15 protein-coding genes and 1 pseudogene are annotated in these 20423 nt (G+C 68.8%); 11 read left to right on the top strand and 5 right to left on the bottom strand.

The genetic code is table 11. The annotated features are described in order from the left end of the window. Positions 1–163 precede the first annotated feature (163 nt). The 3 genes from ngcE (at position 164) to HED23_RS10825 (ending at position 3601) form a co-directional block, all read left to right on the top strand. Positions 164–1612, top strand: a complete 1449-nt coding sequence (ngcE, locus tag HED23_RS10815) for an N-acetylglucosamine/diacetylchitobiose ABC transporter substrate-binding protein (protein WP_203183178.1) — start codon at positions 164–166, stop codon at positions 1610–1612. A gap of 50 nt (positions 1613–1662) precedes the next feature. Continuing rightward, positions 1663–2586 (top strand): carbohydrate ABC transporter permease, encoded by a 924-nt coding sequence (locus HED23_RS10820; protein WP_203183179.1) that lies wholly within the window; start codon positions 1663–1665, stop codon positions 2584–2586. A 97-nt stretch (positions 2587–2683) separates the two neighbouring features. After that, positions 2684–3601, top strand: coding sequence for a carbohydrate ABC transporter permease (locus HED23_RS10825; protein ID WP_203183180.1), 918 nt, complete (start codon positions 2684–2686; stop codon positions 3599–3601). Between the two features lie 108 nt (positions 3602–3709). Here HED23_RS10825 and HED23_RS10830 read toward each other — a convergent pair whose 3' ends face one another. After that, positions 3710–4285, bottom strand: coding sequence for a TetR/AcrR family transcriptional regulator (locus tag HED23_RS10830; protein WP_203183181.1), 576 nt, complete (start codon positions 4283–4285; stop codon positions 3710–3712). Positions 4286–4353: 68 nt separating this feature from the next. Between HED23_RS10830 and HED23_RS10835 the strand changes: the two genes are divergently transcribed. From HED23_RS10835 to HED23_RS10865, 7 genes are all read left to right on the top strand, one after another. After that, entirely contained in the window at positions 4354–4941 is a 588-nt protein-coding gene (locus tag HED23_RS10835) for a dihydrofolate reductase family protein (protein WP_203183182.1), read from the top strand. Between the two features lie 347 nt (positions 4942–5288). Next, positions 5289–6488: an ROK family transcriptional regulator gene (locus HED23_RS10840; RefSeq protein WP_203183183.1), complete on the top strand. Its 1200-nt coding sequence runs from the start codon at positions 5289–5291 to the stop codon at positions 6486–6488. Between the two features lie 119 nt (positions 6489–6607). After that, on the top strand, positions 6608–7720 hold the full coding sequence (locus HED23_RS10845) for a sugar ABC transporter substrate-binding protein (RefSeq protein WP_203183184.1): 1113 nt from the start codon (positions 6608–6610) through the stop codon (positions 7718–7720). A gap of 193 nt (positions 7721–7913) precedes the next feature. Then, on the top strand, positions 7914–8702 hold the full coding sequence (locus tag HED23_RS10850; protein ID WP_056791786.1) for an ATP-binding cassette domain-containing protein: 789 nt from the start codon (positions 7914–7916) through the stop codon (positions 8700–8702). After that, entirely contained in the window at positions 8699–9976 is a 1278-nt protein-coding gene (locus HED23_RS10855) for a sugar ABC transporter permease (RefSeq protein ID WP_203183185.1), read from the top strand. Before HED23_RS10850 ends, HED23_RS10855 begins: the two co-directional genes overlap by 4 nt. A gap of 172 nt (positions 9977–10148) precedes the next feature. Continuing rightward, positions 10149–12062 (top strand): 1-deoxy-D-xylulose-5-phosphate synthase, encoded by a 1914-nt coding sequence (gene dxs, locus HED23_RS10860; protein WP_203183186.1) that lies wholly within the window; start codon positions 10149–10151, stop codon positions 12060–12062. Positions 12063–12207: 145 nt separating this feature from the next. Beyond that, positions 12208–13710 (top strand): amino acid permease, encoded by a 1503-nt coding sequence (locus HED23_RS10865; RefSeq protein ID WP_203183187.1) that lies wholly within the window; start codon positions 12208–12210, stop codon positions 13708–13710. 5 nt (positions 13711–13715) lie between these two features. Here HED23_RS10865 and HED23_RS10870 read toward each other — a convergent pair. Then, positions 13716–14143, bottom strand: a pseudogene (locus HED23_RS10870) (NTP pyrophosphohydrolase). A 17-nt stretch (positions 14144–14160) separates the two neighbouring features. After that, positions 14161–15222: an LCP family protein gene (locus tag HED23_RS10875; protein ID WP_386467858.1), complete on the bottom strand. Its 1062-nt coding sequence runs from the start codon at positions 15220–15222 to the stop codon at positions 14161–14163. Positions 15223–15742: 520 nt separating this feature from the next. On the opposite strand from HED23_RS10875, the gene HED23_RS10880 reads away from it, so the two are divergent. Next, a complete protein-coding gene (locus tag HED23_RS10880; protein ID WP_238441915.1) occupies positions 15743–16726 on the top strand; it encodes a hypothetical protein in 984 nt (327 codons plus the stop codon). Between the two features lie 75 nt (positions 16727–16801). Here HED23_RS10880 and HED23_RS10885 read toward each other — a convergent pair whose 3' ends face one another. Both HED23_RS10885 and HED23_RS10890 read right to left on the bottom strand, forming a co-directional pair. Then, on the bottom strand, positions 16802–18784 hold the full coding sequence (locus HED23_RS10885) for a glycosyltransferase (protein WP_203183190.1): 1983 nt from the start codon (positions 18782–18784) through the stop codon (positions 16802–16804). Beyond that, positions 18781–20361: a stealth family protein gene (locus HED23_RS10890; RefSeq protein ID WP_203183191.1), complete on the bottom strand. Its 1581-nt coding sequence runs from the start codon at positions 20359–20361 to the stop codon at positions 18781–18783. Before HED23_RS10890 ends, HED23_RS10885 begins: the two co-directional genes overlap by 4 nt. Positions 20362–20423 lie beyond the last annotated feature (62 nt).

Below are 20423 nucleotides of genomic sequence, written 5' to 3' on the forward strand. Positions count from 1 at the left end.
CCTGCCGTACGTTTCTCCCGGAATTCCCCCACTGCATCCGGTATATCGGCAATCTGCACGACCCAAGCGCAACTGACCGCGGTGGCGGGGCCCTTCGCCTAGGCGAATTCACGACGGGTGACCGGTACACCGCCTGAGTCCTGGAGAAGGCGAGGACTTGAGCATGGGATTCACCTCCGGCCGCACGAATGAGGGCCTTGGCCGTCGCGATGTGATCAAGCGTTCTGCCGCACTCGGCCTGATCGCTGTTCCGACGATGAGCTTCCTGTCGGCTTGCGCGAGCAGCGACGGCGGAAGTGACGAGAAGGTCGAGAAGGGCACCAAGAGCGCGAAGAACCCGCTCGGTGTCAATGAGACCGCAGCCCTCGAGGTCGTCATCTTCAACGGTGGCTTCGGTGAGCAGTACGCCATCGACGCCGAGAAGAAGTACAACGAGGCCTTCCCGAAGGCGCCCAAGGTCAAGCACTCGGCGACCGAGAAGATCCAGTCGATTCTGCAGCCGCGCTTCAACGGCGGCACCCCGCCGGACCTGATCGACAACTCCGGCGCCGAGCAGATGGACATGGGTGTCCTGGTCGGCAAGAAGCAGCTCGCCGACCTGACGCCGCTGATGGACGCCCCGTCCTACGACGACCCGGCGAAGAAGGTCCGCGACACCCTGCGCCCCGGGGTCCTGGAGATGGGCCAGTTCGACGGCGACCCGGTCTGGGTCATGTACTACGCGTACACGGTGTACGGCGTCTGGTACTCGCAGACCAACCTGGAGAAGCTCGACGCGGCGTACCCGGAGACCTGGGACGAGATGCTCGCGCTGTGCGAGAAGGCGAAGAAGAAGGGCATCGCCGGCTGGACGTACCCCGGCAAGTACCCGTACTACCTGCCGTTCTCCCTCTACCCCTTCATCGCCAAGATCGGTGGCCGTGAGGTCCTCGACAAGATCGACAACCTGGAGCCGAACGCCTGGAAGGACCCGGCCGTCAAGGCCGCGTTCGAGGCGTACTACGAGCTCTTCCAGAAGGGCTACATCCTCAAGGGCACACCCGGCCTGACCCACATCCAGTCGCAGACCGAGTGGACCAAGGGCAAGGCGCTCTTCATCCCGAACGGTTCGTGGGTGGAGAACGAGGCCGCGCCCACCACGCCCGGGGACTTCAAGATGATGGTCGGGGCGCCGTCCAGCCTGGACGCCTCCGACAAGCTGCCCTTCGGCACCGTCTGGGCGTCCGGCGGTGAACCGTTCATCGTCCCGGCGAACTCCAAGAACCCCGAGGGCGGCATGGAGCAGCTGCGCATCATGCTCAGCGAGGAGTCCTCCAAGAACTTCACCCAGAAGGTCAAGTCGCTGACCGCCCTCAACGGCGGCACCGACGGCCTGACGCTGTCCACCGCTCTGCAGTCCGGCGTCGACGTCCTGGCCAAGGCCGGCGAGAACGTGGTGAACCCGCGCCTGCAGGACTGGTACGCGAAGCTGCAGAAGGAGCAGATCGGTATCGCCGGAATCGGCGAGATGATGGCCGGCCGCGCGACCCCGGCGGAGACCATCAAGAAGATCCAGGGCTTCGCCGACGCGGCGGCCAAGGACCAGTCCATCAAGCACTACAAGCACCAGTGAGCAACCGTCACCAGCGGCGGCACCCGCTCGGAAATCGGGGTCGGTAAACGATGCAGCACGGCAAGTACCGGTTCATCGTGGGGTTCCTGGCAGCCCCACTGGCGTTGTACGCCATCTTCGTCATCTGGCCCTTCGCCCAGTCCATCTACTACTCGTTCACGGACTGGACCGGACTGAGCTCCGACTTCCAGATGGTCGGCTTCGACAACTACAGCCGGATGCTCGACGACGACATCTTCTGGAAGTCACTGCAGCACAGTGTGCTGCTGGCGCTGCTGCTGCCGCTGGTGACGCTGGGCCTCGCGCTCTTCTTCGCCTTCATGCTCAATGTCGGTGGCCGTCGGCGTAAGAACGCCGCGGTCGCCGGCGTACGGGGCTCCGCGTTCTACAAGATCGCCTATTTCTTTCCCCAGGTCCTGTCGATCGTCATCGTGGCCCTGCTCTTCCAGTTCGCCTTCAACCCGACGTCCGGAATGCTGAACGCGACGCTGAAGGCCGTCGGGCTCAAGAGCCTCCAGCCGGACTGGCTCGGCGATCCCGATCTGGCGCTCTACTGCGTGATGGTCGTGCTGATCTGGTCGACGGTCGGATTCTTCGTCGTCCTCTTCTCCGCCGGAATGGCGTCCATACCGAAGGACTTCTACGAGGCCGCACTGCTCGACGGGGCCAGTCGCATCACGACCTTCTTCAAGATCACGCTTCCGCTGCTCTGGGACACCGTGCAGTCCGGCTGGGTCTACATGGGGATCCTGGCGCTCGGGGTGGAGGCCTTCACCGCCGTGCAGGTCATGACGGTCGGCCCCGGTGGCCCCGACTACTCCACCACCGTCCTGCCGCTGTACGTCTACCAGACGGCCTTCCGGGACGCCCAGGCCGGCTACGCGACCACGATCGGCGTCGGGCTGCTCATCGTGACCATGCTCTTCGCGGCGATCGTGATGCGGCTGGGCCGGCGCGAGCGGCTGGAGTTCTGATGCGGCCCGTACCGAGGCAGGGCGGCCGGGCGGCCCGCGGCGCGCAGAACAGTTCGGTCCCGGAGGCCGGCTCGACAGTTGTACGAGGTGAGCACACATGAAGGTCACTGAGACTCCTCCCGCCGTCCCGGCGCCGCGCTCGCCGGTGACGAAGACGGACGCCCCGGCCGGCGGACCGGCGAAGAGCAGCGAGGGCAAGGTCCTCAACGTCTTCTCGCACGGTGTGCTGATCATCTGGGCGGTACTCGTCGTCATGCCGCTCCTGTGGGCGGTGATGTCGTCCTTCAAGACGGACGACTCGATCCTGTCGACGCCCTGGGCGCTGCCCGACGAGCTCCACTTCGAGAACTGGTCACGGGCCTGGAACCAGGCCCACATGAGTGACTACTTCCTCAACACCATTCTGGTGGTGGGCGGTTCGCTCATCGGTACGCTGCTGCTGGGCTCGATGGCGGCGTACGTGCTGGCGCGGTTCGACTTCCCGGGGAACCGCTTCATCTACTTCCTCTTCATCGGCGGGATGAGCTTCCCGATCATCCTGGCTCTCGTCCCCCTGTTCTTCGTCATGAACAACATGGGCCTGCTGAACTCCGTGCACGGGCTGATCCTGGTCTACATCGCGTACTCGCTGCCGTTCACGGTCTTCTTCCTGACCTCGTTCTTCAGGACCCTGCCGACCTCGATCGCGGAAGCGGCCATGCTCGACGGCGCCTCGCACACCCGGACCTTCTTCCAGGTGATGCTGCCGATGGCGAAGCCCGGTCTGATCAGCGTCGGCATCTTCAACTTCCTCGGGCAGTGGAACCAGTACATGCTGCCGACGGTGCTGAACACCGACCCTGACGGCAAGGTCCTTTCCCAGGGCCTGGTCGAACTGGCCACCAGCCAGGGGTACAAGGGGGACTGGTCGGGCCTCTTCGCGGGTCTGGTCATGGCGATGCTGCCGGTCCTGGGCGCCTACATCGTCTTCCAGCGCCAGGTCGTCGCGGGGCTGACGGCCGGGGCGCTCAAGTAGGGACCCCGGGCCCGCGCCGGGTCCGCTCCCTCTCCCATCACCACGTGCCGGCCGGCACGTGGTGATGAGGCGTGTGCGGCAGCGGGACGGCCGGGCCGGGGCGTCGCCTCACCCTGCCACGACGCGGTCGACCGCGGCCTCGACGAGCAGGTCGCGCTCCGCGTCGGTGAACACCCCCGGCAGTGTGAGCTGTTCGACGATGAGCCAGTTGAACGCCAGGTAGAGCAGCCGGACGGCGGTGGCGTCGCCGGGCAGCCCGGACTCCTCGTGGTAAGCCACGTTGGCCTCGACGTCCGCGCGCACCCGTTCGGTCAGCACGGCCCTCAGCTCGGGCCGCCGGACGGCTTCCAGGCGCAGTTCCAGCAGCGCCAGATAGCCGGTGCGGAAGGCGCTGATCCGGCCGATCAGCTCGCGCATCAGCAGGGTGTAGGTCTCCCGGTCCGGTGAGGCCGACCGCTGCCGCGCCACCGTCGCCCCGTCGGGCTGGAGCCGTTCGTAGACCCGGGTGCCCGCCTGGGTGAGCAGGTCGTCGCGGTTGGTGAAGTAGTTGGAGGCCGTGCCGCCCGGGACGCCCGCCTCGGTGTCCACCGCCCGGAAGGTCAGACCGCGCGCCCCCTCCCTCGCCAGTACCTCGATCGAGGCGTCGACCAGCGCCGCCCGTCGCGAGTCGTTCCTGCGCACCATTGACACCACTCCAGACGTAGTACTACGTTCAAACCACTTCAAGTGTAGTGCTACGAACGGGGATGTGCGTGCGAAAGCTTGTGTACTACGTCGCGGTCACCATCGACGGCTACATCGCGGGGCCGGGCGGTGAGTTCGACTTCTATCCGCTCGGGGGAGAGGAGCAGGCCGCCGAGTACGCCTCGTGGGTCAATTCCAGGTACCCCGAGACGGTTCCCACCTTCGCCCGCGCCGGAGCGGGGCTCGCGGACGCGCCCAACCCGCGCTTCGACACCGTGCTGATGGGGCTCGGCAGCTATCGCCCCGGCCTGGACGCGGGTTTCAGCAGCCCATACGCCCACCTGCGGCAGTATGTCGTGTCCAGCACGCTGGCGCCCGACACCGACCCGGCCGTCACCGTGGTCGCCAGCGATCCGCTCGGGCTGGTGCGCGAGCTCAAGCAGGAGGAGGGGCAGGACATCTGGCTCTGCGGTGGCGGCCTTCTCGCCGGCGCGCTCCTGCCCGAGATCGACGAACTGATCATCAAGAGCTACCCCGTGGTCGCCGGGGCCGGAATCCCGGCGTTCAACGGGGAATTCGCCCCCACTCCCTTCGAGGTCGCCGACCGGACCTCGTTCGAGAACGGCGTGACGGTCACCCGGTTCACCCGGCGCTGAGGCGCCCGGCCGGTGCTCCGTGCCGCGCGGGCCGGGCCCTGTCCTGCGGGCCGCGCCGCCCTGTGGGCAGGTGTCCGGCCCGCATCGGTGACGTTCGGTATCCGGCTGCTGCCTTCATCCGGGCAACACCGGTCGCCAGAAACGAACATGGCTTCGGGGCCGTGAACGGCCCACAGGCCCCGGACGGTGGGCGGTTCACGCCGATTCCTGGGCTTTCGCCGCTGTCCGGATGTGGAGGCCCCATGCTCATAGAGGGCTCCGACTGCTCAAGGTCTTGACGGGGGGCACCCCAAAACGCTCAGCTTAGGGTTCACATGTTAGAGAAAACGGCAGGAGTGAGTGAGTCGATGGAGACTCCGGGGTCGCAGACATCTCTGCATCGGGCCAACCTTGAGCGGGTCGTACGTGCCGTAAGGATGGCAGGGTCCCTGACCCAGGCCGAGATCGCCAGGAGCACCGGTCTCTCCGCAGCCACCGTCTCCAACATCGTCCGTGAGCTCAAGGACGGCGGCACGGTCGAGGTGACTCCTACCTCGGCGGGCGGACGCCGTGCCAGGAGTGTCTCCCTGAGCGGGGACGCCGGCATCGTCATAGGGGTGGATTTCGGACACACCCACCTTCGGGTGGCCATCGGCAACCTGGCTCACCAGGTCCTGGCCGAGGAATCCGAGCCGCTGGACGTGGACGCCTCGTCCGCGCAGGGCTTCGGCCGGGCGGAACAGCTGGTCAACCGCCTGATCGAGACCACCGGGATCAGTCCCGAGAAGGTGATCGGCGTGGGCCTCGGGGTACCGGGCCCGATCGACGTCGAGTCCGGCACGCTGGGCTCCACCTCGATCCTGCCGGGCTGGACGGGCATCAATCCCAGCCAGGAGCTCGCCGGGCGTCTCGGCGTGCCGGTGTACGTGGACAACGATGCCAACCTCGGTGCGCTCGGCGAGCTCGTCTGGGGCTCCGGCAGGGGCGTCAAGGACCTCGCGTACATCAAGGTCGCCAGCGGTGTCGGCGCCGGTCTGGTGATCGACGGCACCATCTACCGCGGGCCCGGGGGTACGGCCGGCGAGATCGGCCACATCACCCTCGACGAGTCCGGTCCGGTCTGCCGCTGCGGCAACCGCGGCTGCCTGGAGACCTTCACCGCCGCCCGGTACGTCCTGCCGCTGCTGAAGCCCAGCCACGGGTCCGACCTCACCATGGAGCGGATGGTCCAGCTGGCCCGCGAGGGCGATCCGGGCTGCCGCAGGGTCATCGGGGACGTCGGGCGGCACATCGGCAGCGGGGTGGCCAACCTGTGCAACCTGCTCAACCCGAGCCGGGTCGTGCTCGGCGGATCCCTCGCGGAGGCAGGGGAGTTGGTGCTGGGACCCATCCGGGACTCGGTGTCCCGGTACGCCATCCCCAGTGCCGCGCGGCAGCTCTCGGTGCTCCCCGGAGCGCTCGGCGGGCGGGCGGAGGTCCTGGGTGCCCTGGCCCTCGTGCTCAGCGAGATGGGGGATTCGACCCTTTTGGAGAGCACTCTCCCCGCGGCGACTCCTGCCTTCACTTAGATAACGAATGGCACCGTTGTCATCTCGTTAAGAATTTACTCCTTGACGCCGCCCTCGCGGCCGAGTTGACTTCCAGCCACCTCGGCCGCAACGTCGCGGCCTCGTCAGGGAGGTTCGAAATGAACACGCGTATGCGTCGTGCCGCCGTTGCCGTTGCCGCCACCACCATGGCCGTCTCTCTCGCCGCTTGCGGGAGCGCCAAGGAGTCCGGCGACAAGACCAGCTCGGAGTCGTCGGCCAAGAAGGGCGACGACCTCAAGATCGGTCTGCTCCTTCCGGAGAACGTCACCGCCCGCTACGAGAAGTTCGACAAGCCGATCATCGAGAAGAAGGTCAGCGAGCTGACCGGTGGCAAGGCGGAGGTCGTCTACGCCAACGCCAGGCAGGACGCCACGCTGCAGGCGCAGCAGGTCGACACCATGATCACGGGCAAGGTCGACGCGCTCATCGTCGACGCGGTCGACGCCAAGGCCATCGAGAACAGCGTGAAGAAGGCCAAGGACGCGGGCATCCCCGTCGTCGCCTTCGACCGCCTCGCCGAGGGCCCGATCGACGCCTACACCTCCTTCGACAACGAAGAGGTCGGCCGTGTGCAGGGCAAGGCCCTGCTGGAGGCGCTGGGCGGCGCCGCCAAGCCCACCGTCGTGATGATGAACGGTTCGATCACCGACCCGAACGCCGCGCTCTTCAAGAAGGGCGCCAAGTCGGTGCTCGACGGCAAGGTGACGTACGGCAAGGAGTACGACACCAAGGAGTGGAAGCCGGAGAACGCCAACGCCAACATGGAGGGCGCGATCACCGCCCTCGGCAAGGACAAGATCGCCGGCGTCTACTCCGCCAACGACGGCATGGCGGGTGGCATCATCCAGGCCCTCAAGTCCGCCGGTATCTCCAAGCTCCCGCCGGTCACCGGCCAGGACGCCGAACTCGCCGGTGTCCAGCGCATCGTCACCGGTGAGCAGTTCATGAGCGTCTACAAGCCCTACCCGCAGGAGGGCATCGTCGCCGCGGAGATGGCCGTCGCGCTCGCCAAGGGCGAGAAGCTCGACTCCATCGCCACGTCCAAGGTCGACAACGCCGGCACGAAGGGCATCGCCACCGTGCTCGTCCCGGTCGTCTCGCTGACCAAGGACAACATCAAGGACACCGTCATCAAGGACGGCATCTACACGCTCGACGAGATCTGCACGGCCAAGTACAAGGCCGCCTGCACCTCCGCGGGTCTGCAGTAGTCCCCACCGCCCGGCCGGCCCTCCACGGCCCGCCGGGCGACCCCGAAGCCTGTCCGGCGCCCCGCCCACCAACCGTCCCGCTACCGGGCCGGGCGCCGGACGGAACGCTTCGGCGCTCTTCCTCAATTCTTCTGCTCGACCACCGCGCCTTCCCCCAGGCGCGGCATCCCCGCCGGGTCAGGCGGCGAAGGAGATGGTTCACGTGTCCGCTACGCCCGTGTTGGCGTTGCGAGGGGTCTCCAAGCGATTCGGTGCCGTCCAGGCGCTCACCGACGTAGAGCTTGAGGTCCACGCCGGTGAGGTGGTCGCCCTGGTGGGTGACAACGGCGCCGGTAAATCAACGCTGGTCAAGACGATCGCCGGAGTACACCCCATCGATGACGGTGTCATCGAGTGGGACGGCCGGCCCGTCCAGATCAACAAGCCCCACGACGCCCAGAACCTGGGGATCGCGACCGTCTACCAGGACCTCGCGCTCTGCGACAACATCGACGTCGTCGGCAACCTCTACCTCGGCCGGGAGCTCCGCAAGTTCGGAATCCTCGACGAGGTCGAGATGGAGCGGCGTTCCCGCGAGCTCCTCAGCACGCTGTCGATCCGCATCCCCAGCGTCCGCATCCCGATCGCGTCGCTCTCCGGCGGTCAGCGCCAGACCGTCGCCATCGCGCGTTCGATGCTGGGCGAGCCCAAGCTCGTCATCCTCGACGAGCCCACCGCCGCGCTCGGCGTCGAGCAGACCGCGCAGGTCCTCGACCTCGTCGAGCGGCTGCGTGAGCGAGGCCACGCGGTCATCCTCATCAGCCACAACATGGCCGATGTGAAGGCCGTCGCCGACAAGGTGGCCGTGCTCCGGCTGGGCCGGAACAACGGCGTCTTCGACGTGAAGACCACCTCGCAGGAAGAGATCATCTCCGCAATCACGGGCGCCACGGAGAACGCCGTGACCCGTCGTGCGGCGCGCAACGCGGAGGCCCAGAAGTGACAACCGACAAGACGTCCACCGCAGTGGTCAACCCGGAGGCGGCCAAGGGCGCCGACACCGTGGTGGACCCCCGGCTCCTCGTGCGCGAGCAGGGCCTCGCCGGGTACCTCACCGAGTTCAAGCGCAAGATGCGCGGTGGTGACCTCGGCTCGATCCCCGTGATCATCGGCCTGATCATCATCTGCGTCGTCTTCCAGAGCCTGAACTCCGAGTTCCTCTCGGCGAAGAACGTCAGCGACATCGCCGTGACGATGGTGGCCACCGGCATGATGGCCGTCGGCATCATCTTCGTCCTGCTCCTCGGCGAGATCGACCTCTCGGTCGGCTCGGTCAGCGGTGTCTCCGGTGCAGTGGTCGCCGTGCTCAGCGTCACGCACGGCATGAACGAGTGGCTCGCCGTCCTCGTCGCGATCCTCAGCGGCGCGGTCATGGGCGCGATCCACGGCTTCTTCTTCGCACGGATAGGCGCCCCCGCGTTCGCCGTCACCCTCGCGGGCCTGCTGTTCTGGCTGGGCTTCATGCTCCAGCTGCTCGGTGACACGGGCACGATCAACCTGGACAGTGACGGGGTCGTCGGCAAGCTGACCACGTACTACTTCTCGGACGTCGCCGCCGCCTACGGCCTCGCCGCCGTCGCGGTGATCGGCTACTTCCTCTCCGCGTTCCTGGACACCCGCCGCCGCGAGGCCGCGGGCATCCCGTCGCGGCCGCTCGTCGACATCGTGATCCGCACCGTCGTGCTAGCGGTGTTCGCCTTCGGCGCGGCGTTCATGTTCAACCAGTACCGCGGACTCCCGCTGGCCCTGGTCCTCTTCCTCGTCGTCCTGGTCGGCACGGACTTCGTCCTGCGCCGCACCTCCTACGGCCGGAAGATCTTCGCGCTCGGCGGCAGCGTCGAGGCCTCCCGCCGTGCCGGCATCAACGTCACCGCGATCCGTGTCTCGGTCTTCGCCATCGCCGGCACCTTCGCGGCGATCGGCGGCCTCTTCTGGGCCTCCAAGATCGCGGCGGCCAACCAGGGCTCCGGCGGCGGCGACCTCCTGATGAACGTCATCGCCGCGGCCGTCATCGGCGGCACCAGCCTCTTCGGTGGCCGGGGCCGCACCTGGAACGCGCTGCTCGGTGTCATGGTGATCGTCTCGATCCAGTACGGCCTGGCGCTCGAAGGCATCGCCACACCGATCAACTACATGATCACCGGTGCTGTTCTTCTCATCACGGTCGTCATCGACTCCATCACCCGCAAGACACAGAAGACCGCGGGCCGCGCCTGACGGCCTTACCTGCGCACACGTGCCCGGCATCCTCCGCGATGCCGGGCACCTGCGCGTCCGGCGGGTCCGGCACGGCAGGGCTGAATGCGGCGCCCGATGACCGGGGCCGCCGGCGGAACATTAGACTCATCGGATCGACTAGCTCGACCAGCTCACACGCAAGGAGGCACGGGTGGATCTGCTGACCCGCATCAGGGGACCGCGCGACCTGGACCGGCTCGACTCCGAGCAGCTGATCCAGCTCGCCGAGGAGATCCGTACCTTCCTCGTCGAGGCGGTGTCCAAGACCGGTGGCCACCTCGGCCCGAACCTGGGTGTGGTCGAGCTGACCATCGCCCTGCACCGGGTCTTCGAGTCCCCGCAGGACAAGGTCCTCTTCGACACCGGCCACCAGAGCTATGTGCACAAGCTGCTCACCGGCCGGCAGGACTTCTCGAAGCTCAAGAGCAAGGGCGGACTCTCCGGATACCCGTCCCGCGCCGAGTCCGAGCACGACGTCATCGAGAACTCGCACGCCTCGACGGTGCTGGGCTGGGCCGACGGCCTCGCCAAGGCCAACGAGGTCCGGGGCAAGGACGACCACGTCGTGGCCGTCATCGGCGACGGGGCGCTCACGGGCGGCATGGCCTGGGAGGCGCTGAACAACATCGCCGCGGCCAAGGACCGCCCCCTCGTCATCGTCGTGAACGACAACGAGCGCTCGTACGCCCCGACCATCGGCGGCCTCGCGAACCACCTCGCCACCCTCCGCACCACCGACGGCTACGAGCGGTTCCTGGCCCGCGGCAAGGACCTCCTCGAGAGGACGCCCGTCGTCGGCAGGCCGCTGTACGAGACGCTGCACGGCGCGAAGAAGGGCCTCAAGGACTTCATCGCCCCGCAGGGCATGTTCGAGGACCTCGGTCTGAAGTACGTCGGGCCGATCGACGGTCACGACATCGAGGCCCTGGAGTCCGCGCTCCAGCGGGCCAAGCGCTTCGGCGGCCCGGTCATCGTGCACTGCCTCACCGAGAAGGGCCGCGGATACACACCCGCCCTCCAGGACGAGGCGGACCGCTTCCACGCGGTCGGCAAGATCCACCCGGACACCGGCCTTCCGATCTCCACCTCCGGGCTCGACTGGACGTCGGTCTTCGGTGAGGAGATGGTCAAGCTGGGCCAGGAGCGGGAGGACATCGTCGCCATCACGGCGGCCATGCTCCAGCCCGTCGGGCTCGGCAGGTTCGAGGAGGCCTTCCCGGACCGGATCTACGACGTCGGGATCGCCGAGCAGCACGGCGCGGTCTCCGCGGCGGGCCTGGCCACCGGCGGGCTGCACCCCGTCTTCGCGGTCTACGCGACCTTCCTGAACCGCGCGTTCGACCAGGTCCTGATGGACGTCGCCCTGCACAGGTGCGGGGTGACCTTCGTCCTGGACCGGGCCGGCGTCACGGGCACGGACGGCGCCTCGCACAACGGCATGTGGGACATGTCGATCCTGCAGTGCGTCCCGACCCTGCGGATCGCCGCCCCGCGCGACGCCGACCAGGTCCGCGCCCAGCTGCGCGAAGCCGTCGACGTGGACGACGCGCCGACGGTCGTCCGCTTCTCCAAGGGTGCGGTCGGCCCCTCCGTCCAGGCCGTCGGCACGGTGGGCGGCATGGACGTCCTGCGGGCGGCGGGAACGGACACGCCGGACGTCCTCCTCGTCTCCGTCGGCGCACTCGCCCCGATGTGCCTGGAGATCGCCGTCCTGCTGGGCGCCCAGGGAATCTCCACCACCGTGGTCGACCCGCGCTGGGTCAAGCCCGTCGACGAGGCGCTCGCCCCGCTCGCGTCGGAGCACCGCGTCGTCGTGACCGTCGAGGACAACAGCAGGGCCGGCGGTGTCGGCTCCGCCATCGCCCAGGCCCTGCGGGACGCCGACGTCGACGTACCGCTGCGCGACTTCGGTATCCCGCCGGTGTTCCTCGACCACGCCTCGCGCGGCGAGGTCATGGCCGAGATCGGGCTGACCGCGCCGGACATCGCACGGCAGGTCACCGGCCTCGTCGCGAAGCTCGACGGCCGGTACGAGAGCCGCGTCGTGGAGCCCGTCCGCGACTGATCCACCCCGCACCGCACTGGGCCGGTCGCCCACCCCGCACGGGTGGTCCGACCGGCCCATTCGCGTGAAAACGGGATGTACGGGGCGTTCCGGGACGGCTGGTTCCGAATCATGGCGTGCACGACGAGTGCGTGGAGGTACGCCGGTGAGCACGCAGCAGGACACGCCCCCCAGCGGAAAGGGACTGTTCCGGACCAAAACGGTCGAACAGTCGATCCGTGATACCGAGGAACCGGAGCACGCGCTCAAGAAGTCCCTCTCCGCGCTGGACCTCACGGTCTTCGGAGTGGGTGTCATCATCGGCACCGGGATCTTCGTGCTCACGGGCAAGGTCGCCAAGGAGACGGCGGGCCCTGCCACGGCCCTCGCCTTCGTCGCGGCGGGCATCGTCTGCGCGCTCGCCGCGCTCTGTTACGCGGAATTCGCCTCCACCGTCCCGGTGGCCGGGTCGGCGTACACCTTCGCGTACGCCTCGCTGGGCGAGCTGGTCGCCTGGATCATCGGCTGGGACCTGGTCCTGGAGTTCGCGCTGGGCACCGCGGTGGTGGCGGTCGGCTGGTCCGGCTACGTGCGCTCGCTCATGGACAACGTCGGCTGGACGATGCCCGAGGCGCTCTCCGGCCCGGACGTGGCGAGCGGATTCGGCTTCGACATCCTCGCGTTCGTCCTGGTGCTCATCCTGACCGTCATCCTGGTCCTCGGCATGAAGCTCTCCGCCCGGGTGACCACGGTCGTCGTCGCCATCAAGCTGGCCGTCGTGGGCATCGTGATCATCGCCGGCCTCTTCTTCATCGAGGCGTCCAACTACTCGCCCTTCATCCCCGAGGCCGAGAAGCAGACCGGCGGATCGGGCCTGGACGCCCCGCTCGTCCAGCTGATCTTCGGCTACGAACCGACGAACTTCGGCGTCATGGGCATCTTCACCGCCGCGTCCATCGTCTTCTTCGCCTTCATCGGCTTCGACGTCGTGGCCACCGCTGCCGAGGAGACCAAACTCCCGCAGCGTGACATGCCGCGCGGCATCCTGGCCTCGCTGGTCATCTGCACCCTGCTCTACGTCGCCGTCTCCATCGTGGTCACCGGCATGCAGAACTACTCCGAACTCTCCGTCAGCGCGCCGCTCGCCGACGCGTTCAAGGCCGTCGGACACCCCTTCTACGCGGGGGTCATCAGCTTCGGCGCGGCGGTCGGCCTCACCACGGTCTGCATGATCCTGCTGCTCGGCCAGACCCGGGTGTTCTTCGCGATGAGCCGCGACGGACTGCTCCCGAGGTTCTTCTCGGTGACGCACCCGCGCTTCGGCACCCCGTACCGTCCGACGATCCTGCTCGGCGTGGTCATCGCGATCGTGGCCGGCTTCACCAGCATCAACGAGCTGGCGACCCTGGTGAACATCGGCACGCTCTTCGCGTTCGTGGTCGTGGCCCTCGGAGTGATCGTGCTCCGCCGCTCCCGCCCCGAGCTCCACCGGGCCTTCCGCACCCCGTGGGTGCCGCTGCTCCCGCTGGTCTCGGTGGCCGCCTCGGTGTGGCTGATGCTGAACCTGCCGGCGGAGACATGGCTCCGGTTCGCGATCTGGATGGCGCTCGGCGTGATCATCTACTTCGTGTACGGGCGCCGCAACAGCCGCATGGCGAAGGCCTCCTGAGCCGGTCAGACCCCGGTCGGCGGCAGCGGCCGTACCGTTCGCAGGCCCGTGCACCGGGCCCCGTACGCCTCGACCCGCTGTCGCAGACCGCGGTCGGCCGTGACCACGAGGCAGGGCCGCAGGCCCTGGGCGGCGGCCGCAAGCTCCGCGATCAGATCGTCCCCGCTGCCGGGCGCCGCCTCCACGCGTACCCCCGGCACGGACACGACCCCGCGCGCGGCCCCCTCGACGACCAGCACGAGCTCGACGGGACCCGCGTGCCCCGGCAGCCCCTCGGCGGCGTACGGGACCAGCGAGTCCCGCAGCCGCTCGGCGGCGCCGCGCCGGTCCCGCCACCACCCTCCCCCACAGCCTTCGGCGTGGGAGGTGCCCCCAGCACGGACCCGACGACGTCGGCCGCGTCGACGATCACCGGAGCACTCTCACCGGTCATCCCCGAAGGATGCCAGGTCAGCCGCCGGTGGCCGGAGACTTCTTCGCCGACTCGGGAATCGTGCCGTCCGTCCGGATCGCCTTCCAGAGGTCGCCGGCCTGCGGCTCCGCCGCGATCACGCGGTTGGGATCCTGCTTGTCGTAGGCGACCGGCAGCATGATCGTCTCCATGGAGGAGGGATCGACACCGTTCATCGAGCGGGCGAACTCGCTGAGCGAGGTCAGGGAGGCGAGCCCCTCGTCGGTGGTCAGCGACTTGGTGGCGGAATTGGCGATCTTGTAGGTGGTCGCCGGACTGCCCAGCAGGTCCTGCGACTTGATCTCGGTCAGCAGCGCGAGCAGGAACTGCTGCTGGAGCCCGATCCGGCCGAGGTCGCTGCCGTCGCCGACGCCGTGCCGGGTCCGTACGTAGGCCAGTGACTCGGTGCCGTCGAGCTTGTGGGTCCCAGCGGTGAGGTCGAGCCCGGAGGCCTCGTCCTTGATCGGCTCCTCGACCTTGACGGTGACGCCGCCTATGGCGTCGACCAGGTCCTTGAAACCGGCGAAGTTGATCTCCAGGTAGTGGTCGATCCGCACCCCGGACATCTTCTCGACGGTCTTCACCACACAGGCCGGACCGAGCTGGGAGTACACGGAGTTGAACATGACCCGCTCCGCGGAGGCCGTCTTCGAGCCGTCGTCCTTCACGCACTCGGGCCGCGTCACCAGGGTGTCGCGCGGAATGGACACGGCGACAGCCTCGGTGCGGCCCTCGGGTATGTGCACCACCAGCGCGGTGTCGGAACGCGCCCCGCTGACGCCGCCGCCCCCGCCGAGCTCCTTGTTCTCCGCACCGGCGCGCGAGTCGGAGCCGAGGACGAGCAGGTTCTGGCCGGCGGTGGGGAGCTTCTCGGGACGGTCCTCGCCGAGCGCCTTGTTGATGTCGACGCCCTTGATGTTGCCGTCGAGGTCCTGGTACATCCAGTACGCCGTACCGCCGCCCGCGAGCAGGAGCACGAGCAGCACGAGGAGCGTGATCTTGAGGCCGCGACGGCGCTTGCGCGGTTTGGCGGCACGTCTGGACCGGGATCCGTCCGACATCTGAGGTCCGGTGCCGGTGGTCTGATCTGTCATGGGCTCGTCTTGTTCTTCCGTCGGGACGCGCCGGGCGCGTGCGAGAGGAGAGGAAGGGGAAGGGCGGGCAGTCCGTCCGTGTGTCGTGGAGCCAGCCGTACCGCGTCTCGTCCGGGCGTCGTTCACGCCTCGAAGTCGCATTCTGTGATAGGAAGCACGCTGAAATCGACCCCTGTCGAGTATTATTGTGACACCAGTTGACGCTGTGAAAGCAAAACCGGTCATTCGACGGACAAACCACGGGACTCCGCCCATCGCCGTTCGGCACCGGAGGAAGTACTCGGTGAAGAACGGGCGGGGAGCAATGGGTTTGCGTTCAGGGCGCAGGCATGCCGGTCATCCTGTCGGGGGGACCCCTTCCGGACCTGCCGGGAGCACCGCCCCCGCGCTCCGTGGCGTCGCCGCCGCACCGCGCACGACCGGGTGGCTGGTGCCGGGCAGGGAAGGCCGCCTCACCGCGTACGCGGTCGGAAGGTCCGGGGGCATCGTGCGCTGGACCGAGTCCCTGACGCGGCCCGACGACTGGACCCGGCCCGAACTCCTGCTCGCCGACACCGGGATACTCCCGTACCTCTCCGTCGCGCGCAGTTCCGAGGGCTACGTCGACCTCTTCGCGATGCGCCGCAAGGGCCAGGACCCCGATGCGCCCCTCGAGATCGTCTACGCGTCCCAATACCAGACGGGCCGCCCGATCACCGGATGGCACTCGATCGGCAACCCGCACGCCCAGGACCGGGCGCAGGCGGCCGCCGTCGGCGCGCCGGTGGCCGTGGTCGACGGGAGCGACGTGGTCCACGTCTTCGTCCGCAGCGCCACGGGTGGGGTCTTCACCCGTCGGCGCGGCCGCGAGGGGACGTGGGGCAAGTGGACGGCGCTGCCGTGCAAGCGGGTGCGGGACGGCATCTCCGCGGTGGTCACCCGGTCCGGCCGTGTCGAGCTCTTCATGCCTGCCGACAAGGGCGTGTACGTGTGGCGCCAGGAGAAGCCGGGCGGCTCCCTGGACCGCGCCCCCAACCTGGTGTTCATCGCCGGCCCCGGGACGGCGTCGGGCATCGAGTCCTACGAGGACAGGATCACCCACTTCTGGCGTGACGACGCCACCGGCGAGGTCGTCGCCTACCGGCTGCCCGCACCCGGCGGCGAGGACGTCCCGCCCGCTCCGCTGAGCGGGCGGTCGGGCCGGGGCCCCCTCGCCCTGTCCCGTTGCGTCGTCGACGGCTACGACTGCACCGTCCTGGCCCAGGCCGAGGAGACCGGCACCCTCGCGGTGACCGCCTACCCGACGGAGATGGAGTCCGCGGGCGCGTGGTGGGCCGACACCCGCGAACCCTGCGAAGGCGTGCCCGCACTCGCCAGGGACCGGGCAGGCCGGCTGGTCGTGGCGGCGATCGGCCGGGAAGGCGGCCTGAGCGTGACCAGGCAGCGGGTGGATCAGCAGGGCATGGCGCTGGAGGCCTGGCGCCGGCTCTGAGCCGGCGCCCGCGCAGCACGCGGGATATGCGGCGCGGCCTCCGGCCGCGGGCTGGGTCCTGGCCATGTGTCCCCGCTACTCCGCCCGCTCCGAGACCCGGACGGAGAGTTCGGTGCCGGCCGTGTAGTAGGGCTTCACCAGGACGGCAGGGCCGTCCTCGGCCTGCACGACGGTGTTGGGGTAGGCGAAGACGGCCTTCACGTCCACCACGTCGGTGAGGAAGCGGCCCAGACGGGCGACCACGGGGTCGTACCGCCGGCCCACCCAGAGGTCCCAGAGTTCGTGGCGGCCCACGAGCTGCTCGGCCAGGTCCGACGCGGGAAGCGCGAAGGAGAAGTCGGCGCCGCCCGACGAACTGCCGGAACACCAGAAGCTGTGGGCGTCGACCCCGCGCCGGCGCATCAGGAGCAGGGGCTCCGCGTCACCGAAGTCACAGCCGTACAGGACGCCTCGCAGATGGATGACGCCCTCGGTGATCCAGACCTCGGTGGCCTCGGCGTGGCGCTCCCGCGTCCATGTGCGCAGCACCAGATGGCCGCTCTCGGAGGCGTAGGGGAGCTGGATCACCGTGCCGCCGGGGCCGGTCGCCACCGGGCCGAAGCCGCGCAGGTCGAGGGCGCCAGGCCGGACCTTGGCCGGTTTGCCCTCACCGTTGTCCAGATGGACGTCCCAACGGCCCTCGGTGAGCACCTCGGGCCCGGGTGGGACCACCGCCGTGTAGAGGTGCGGCCCCAGATGGCCCGCGGGCAACAGCGGAAGCCGGACCGGCCGCTCGTCGCGTGCCGCCTTGCGCCTGCGCAGCACGAGCCGCAGATCCTCGCGGCCTTCCTGGACGCCCGCCAGGCGCAGCCCGATCAGGCCGTCCTGCTCCACCGCGCACCCCACCGACACCTCGGCGGCGGGGCGCGACTCCCGGCGTGTCCGCCGGGACATACGGATGACCTTCTCGAAGCGCCCCGCGGCCTCCTCCGGACCGTAACGGCGGGAGTCCTCCAGCGCCTGGCGGCCCATCGCCGCCCGGGCGTCCTCGTCCTCCACCAGTCGCAGCAGCGCCGCGGCGAACGCGTCGACGTCGTCGACGGGCGTCAGCAGGCCGTTGGCCTCGTGCCGGACGATCTCCGACGGTCCGCCCGGGCAGGCGGTGGAGACGACGGGCAGGCCGCAGCGCATGGCTTCCACCAGAGCCAGTCCGAACGACTCGCGGTCCGAAGAGCCGGCGGCCACGGCCGACGCCGCCCACTGGGCCTCCAGCCTGGGCTCCTCCATCATCAGGAAGACATGGTTGTACAGGTCGAGGTCGGCGACGAGCGCACGGAGCGAGCCGTACTCCGGGCCGGTGCCGAAGATCCGCAACTGCCAGTCGGGGTGCTGTGCGCACACCTGCGCGAAGGCCTGGATCAGCAGGTCGAAACGCTTCTCGGGAACGAGCCGTCCGGCCGCCATCACGACCCGGGACCGTCCGTCGGCCGGACGCACCCGTGGCTCGGGAACGCAGTCGGGGTGGGCGTGGACCGCGACCCCGCCCGGCAGCCCCGCTTCCGTGACCGCCGTGGCCTCGGCCGCGCTCGGCACGATGACGGCGTCGAGCCGGCCGAGCCCCGCCCACGCCCGGCTCTGCTCCTGCGCGGACAGCACGGTGCTCAGCAGATGCAGCTGACCCAGCCGCAGGGCCCTGGGACGGCCCCAGCGCGAGACGTAGGCAGCCAGCTCCAGGCTGGTGCCCACCACCACCTGGGCCTGGGTCTCGCCGAGGTACTCCTCCACCTTCTCGTCGGTCAGCTGGCTGTAACGCCAGGACATCTCCTGCGTGCGCGGGATGACCCGCGACGGGGTCAGCCGGCGGATGTCCTGCTTGTCGGGACGGCGTCCCTCGCGCAGGTCCAGCAGGGAGAGGCTCCGCACGCCGTGGGCCGGTGCGACGGCCGGGCGGTCGAGCCAGCGGAACACCGAGACGACCCGGACCTCGTGGGTGTCGGCCAGCGCGCCCGCGAGGTTGAGGACGGCGCGCGTCGCACCGTCGGCGGCGAACGCGTTCTGGACCAGGAAATCGATCTTCACCGCTGTGCCGGCTTCTCGTAAGGACTGGGAAGAGGGAAGTACGCCTCGAAGAACGGATGGATCAGAGCCTCCTGGTCGGCCACCTCGTCCTCGGTGGTGAAGGAGTCGTTCACACAGAAGACGGCGGCGTCGCGCCGCTTCAGCAGCCGGTCGAGCTTCTTGGAGAGCTGGACCATCGAAAGGTGCAGATAGGCGTACGGAATGCTGTCGGGCACCCCGTGCCCCGTGAAGTACGAGTAGTACGGATACATGCAGGTGCCGACGTCGATGTCCGTCCTGCTGCGGAACCGGGCGGCCGCGGTCGCCCGGAACACGTCCGCGAACTCCCGCTCCATCTCCTCCAGGACGCTGCGACGCAGCGGCACGGGGGTGTGCTTCATCGCGTCGATGATGGTGCGGCCGAACCTCTGCTCCAGGAGAGCCCTGACGTTCTTCCTGGCCACCTCGTGAGGCAGGTCGTCCGGCCGTATCGGGCCCATCGGGATGCGGACCGTGTCCGGGTAGTACTTGGATGCCCCGTTCGGCAGGAAGAACTCGTGCGGAGTGATCGGCCTGCCCACGAACACATCGTCGTTGAAGTGGATGAAGTGCTCGGACAGCCCGGGGACGCGGTGCAACTGCGCGCTGATGGCGTGGGAGTTGAACACCGGCAGACGGTCCGTCTCCCGGAAGATCTCCCGGTGCGACACGACGGTGATGCCCTCGGCCGCCTCGTCGAGCCAGTGCGGCACCTGGTCGTCCGTGACCAGGAAGATGTGGCGGACCCAGGGGGCGTACATGTGGAGGGACCGCATCGAGTAGAGGAGCTCGTCGCGGTTGATGTAGCGGCCGGCGCTCGCGGACTCCTCGTGGAAGACGTCGCCCGATGCCTCGGCCCTGCGCCGCTGCCAGGCCGGGTCGTCGCTGTCCACCCAGGTGTAGACGACATCGATGGGGAACGTGATCTCGTCCGGCCCGGTGCAGACGAACTCCCGGCGGGTCGGCAGGCCGGTCGCCCCCGGCTTGCGGCTCCAGCGCCTCTGCTTGGACGCGGGCTCCGTCCTGAGCGGCGGTGCCAGCCTGGAGAAGCGGTGCGGGTCGACAAGGGTCATCTCACCCTCCACGGGGAGGAAGCTCGCGCCCCGGTTGATCCGCGGAGGCAGCAGGCGTCCCTCCTCCTCACGCCAGAACTCGATGTCGCAGCCGTACTCGACGCCGTACACGAGCTCGCCCGAGGGGTCGGCCTGGAACCAGATGGCGCGCAGCACGTCCACGGTCTCCAGGCCCTGCCAGGACGATTCGCGTGCGCCGAGGTGCAGCAGCTCGCTGGTGCGCTGGACGGGGACCCTGCGCTGGATGTACCCGGGGCTCCGGCTGAACAGCGACCGCAGTGTCTGCGCGACCCTGCCGCGGTGGGTGTCGCGCACGCCGACGGCCGACGAGGTGTCCTCCGTCCCGGGCACCACGAAGTGCTCGACGCCGGCCTGGGTCAGCGCGGCGGACACCAGCTGAAGATGCTGGGCGCGTACCGTGAGAGGGGTGAGGCCAGGCTGTACGTGAGCCAGTCGGCGGTGCATGCCGACGGGGATCTCGTGCATGCCGACGGGCATGGCCCGACTCGGCCGTTCAGCCGTTGCGTTGATCGGATGGATCACCGAAT

This window comes from Streptomyces pratensis, from assembly GCF_016804005.1.
GTDB classification, from domain to species: Bacteria; Actinomycetota; Actinomycetes; order Streptomycetales; family Streptomycetaceae; genus Streptomyces; species Streptomyces pratensis_A.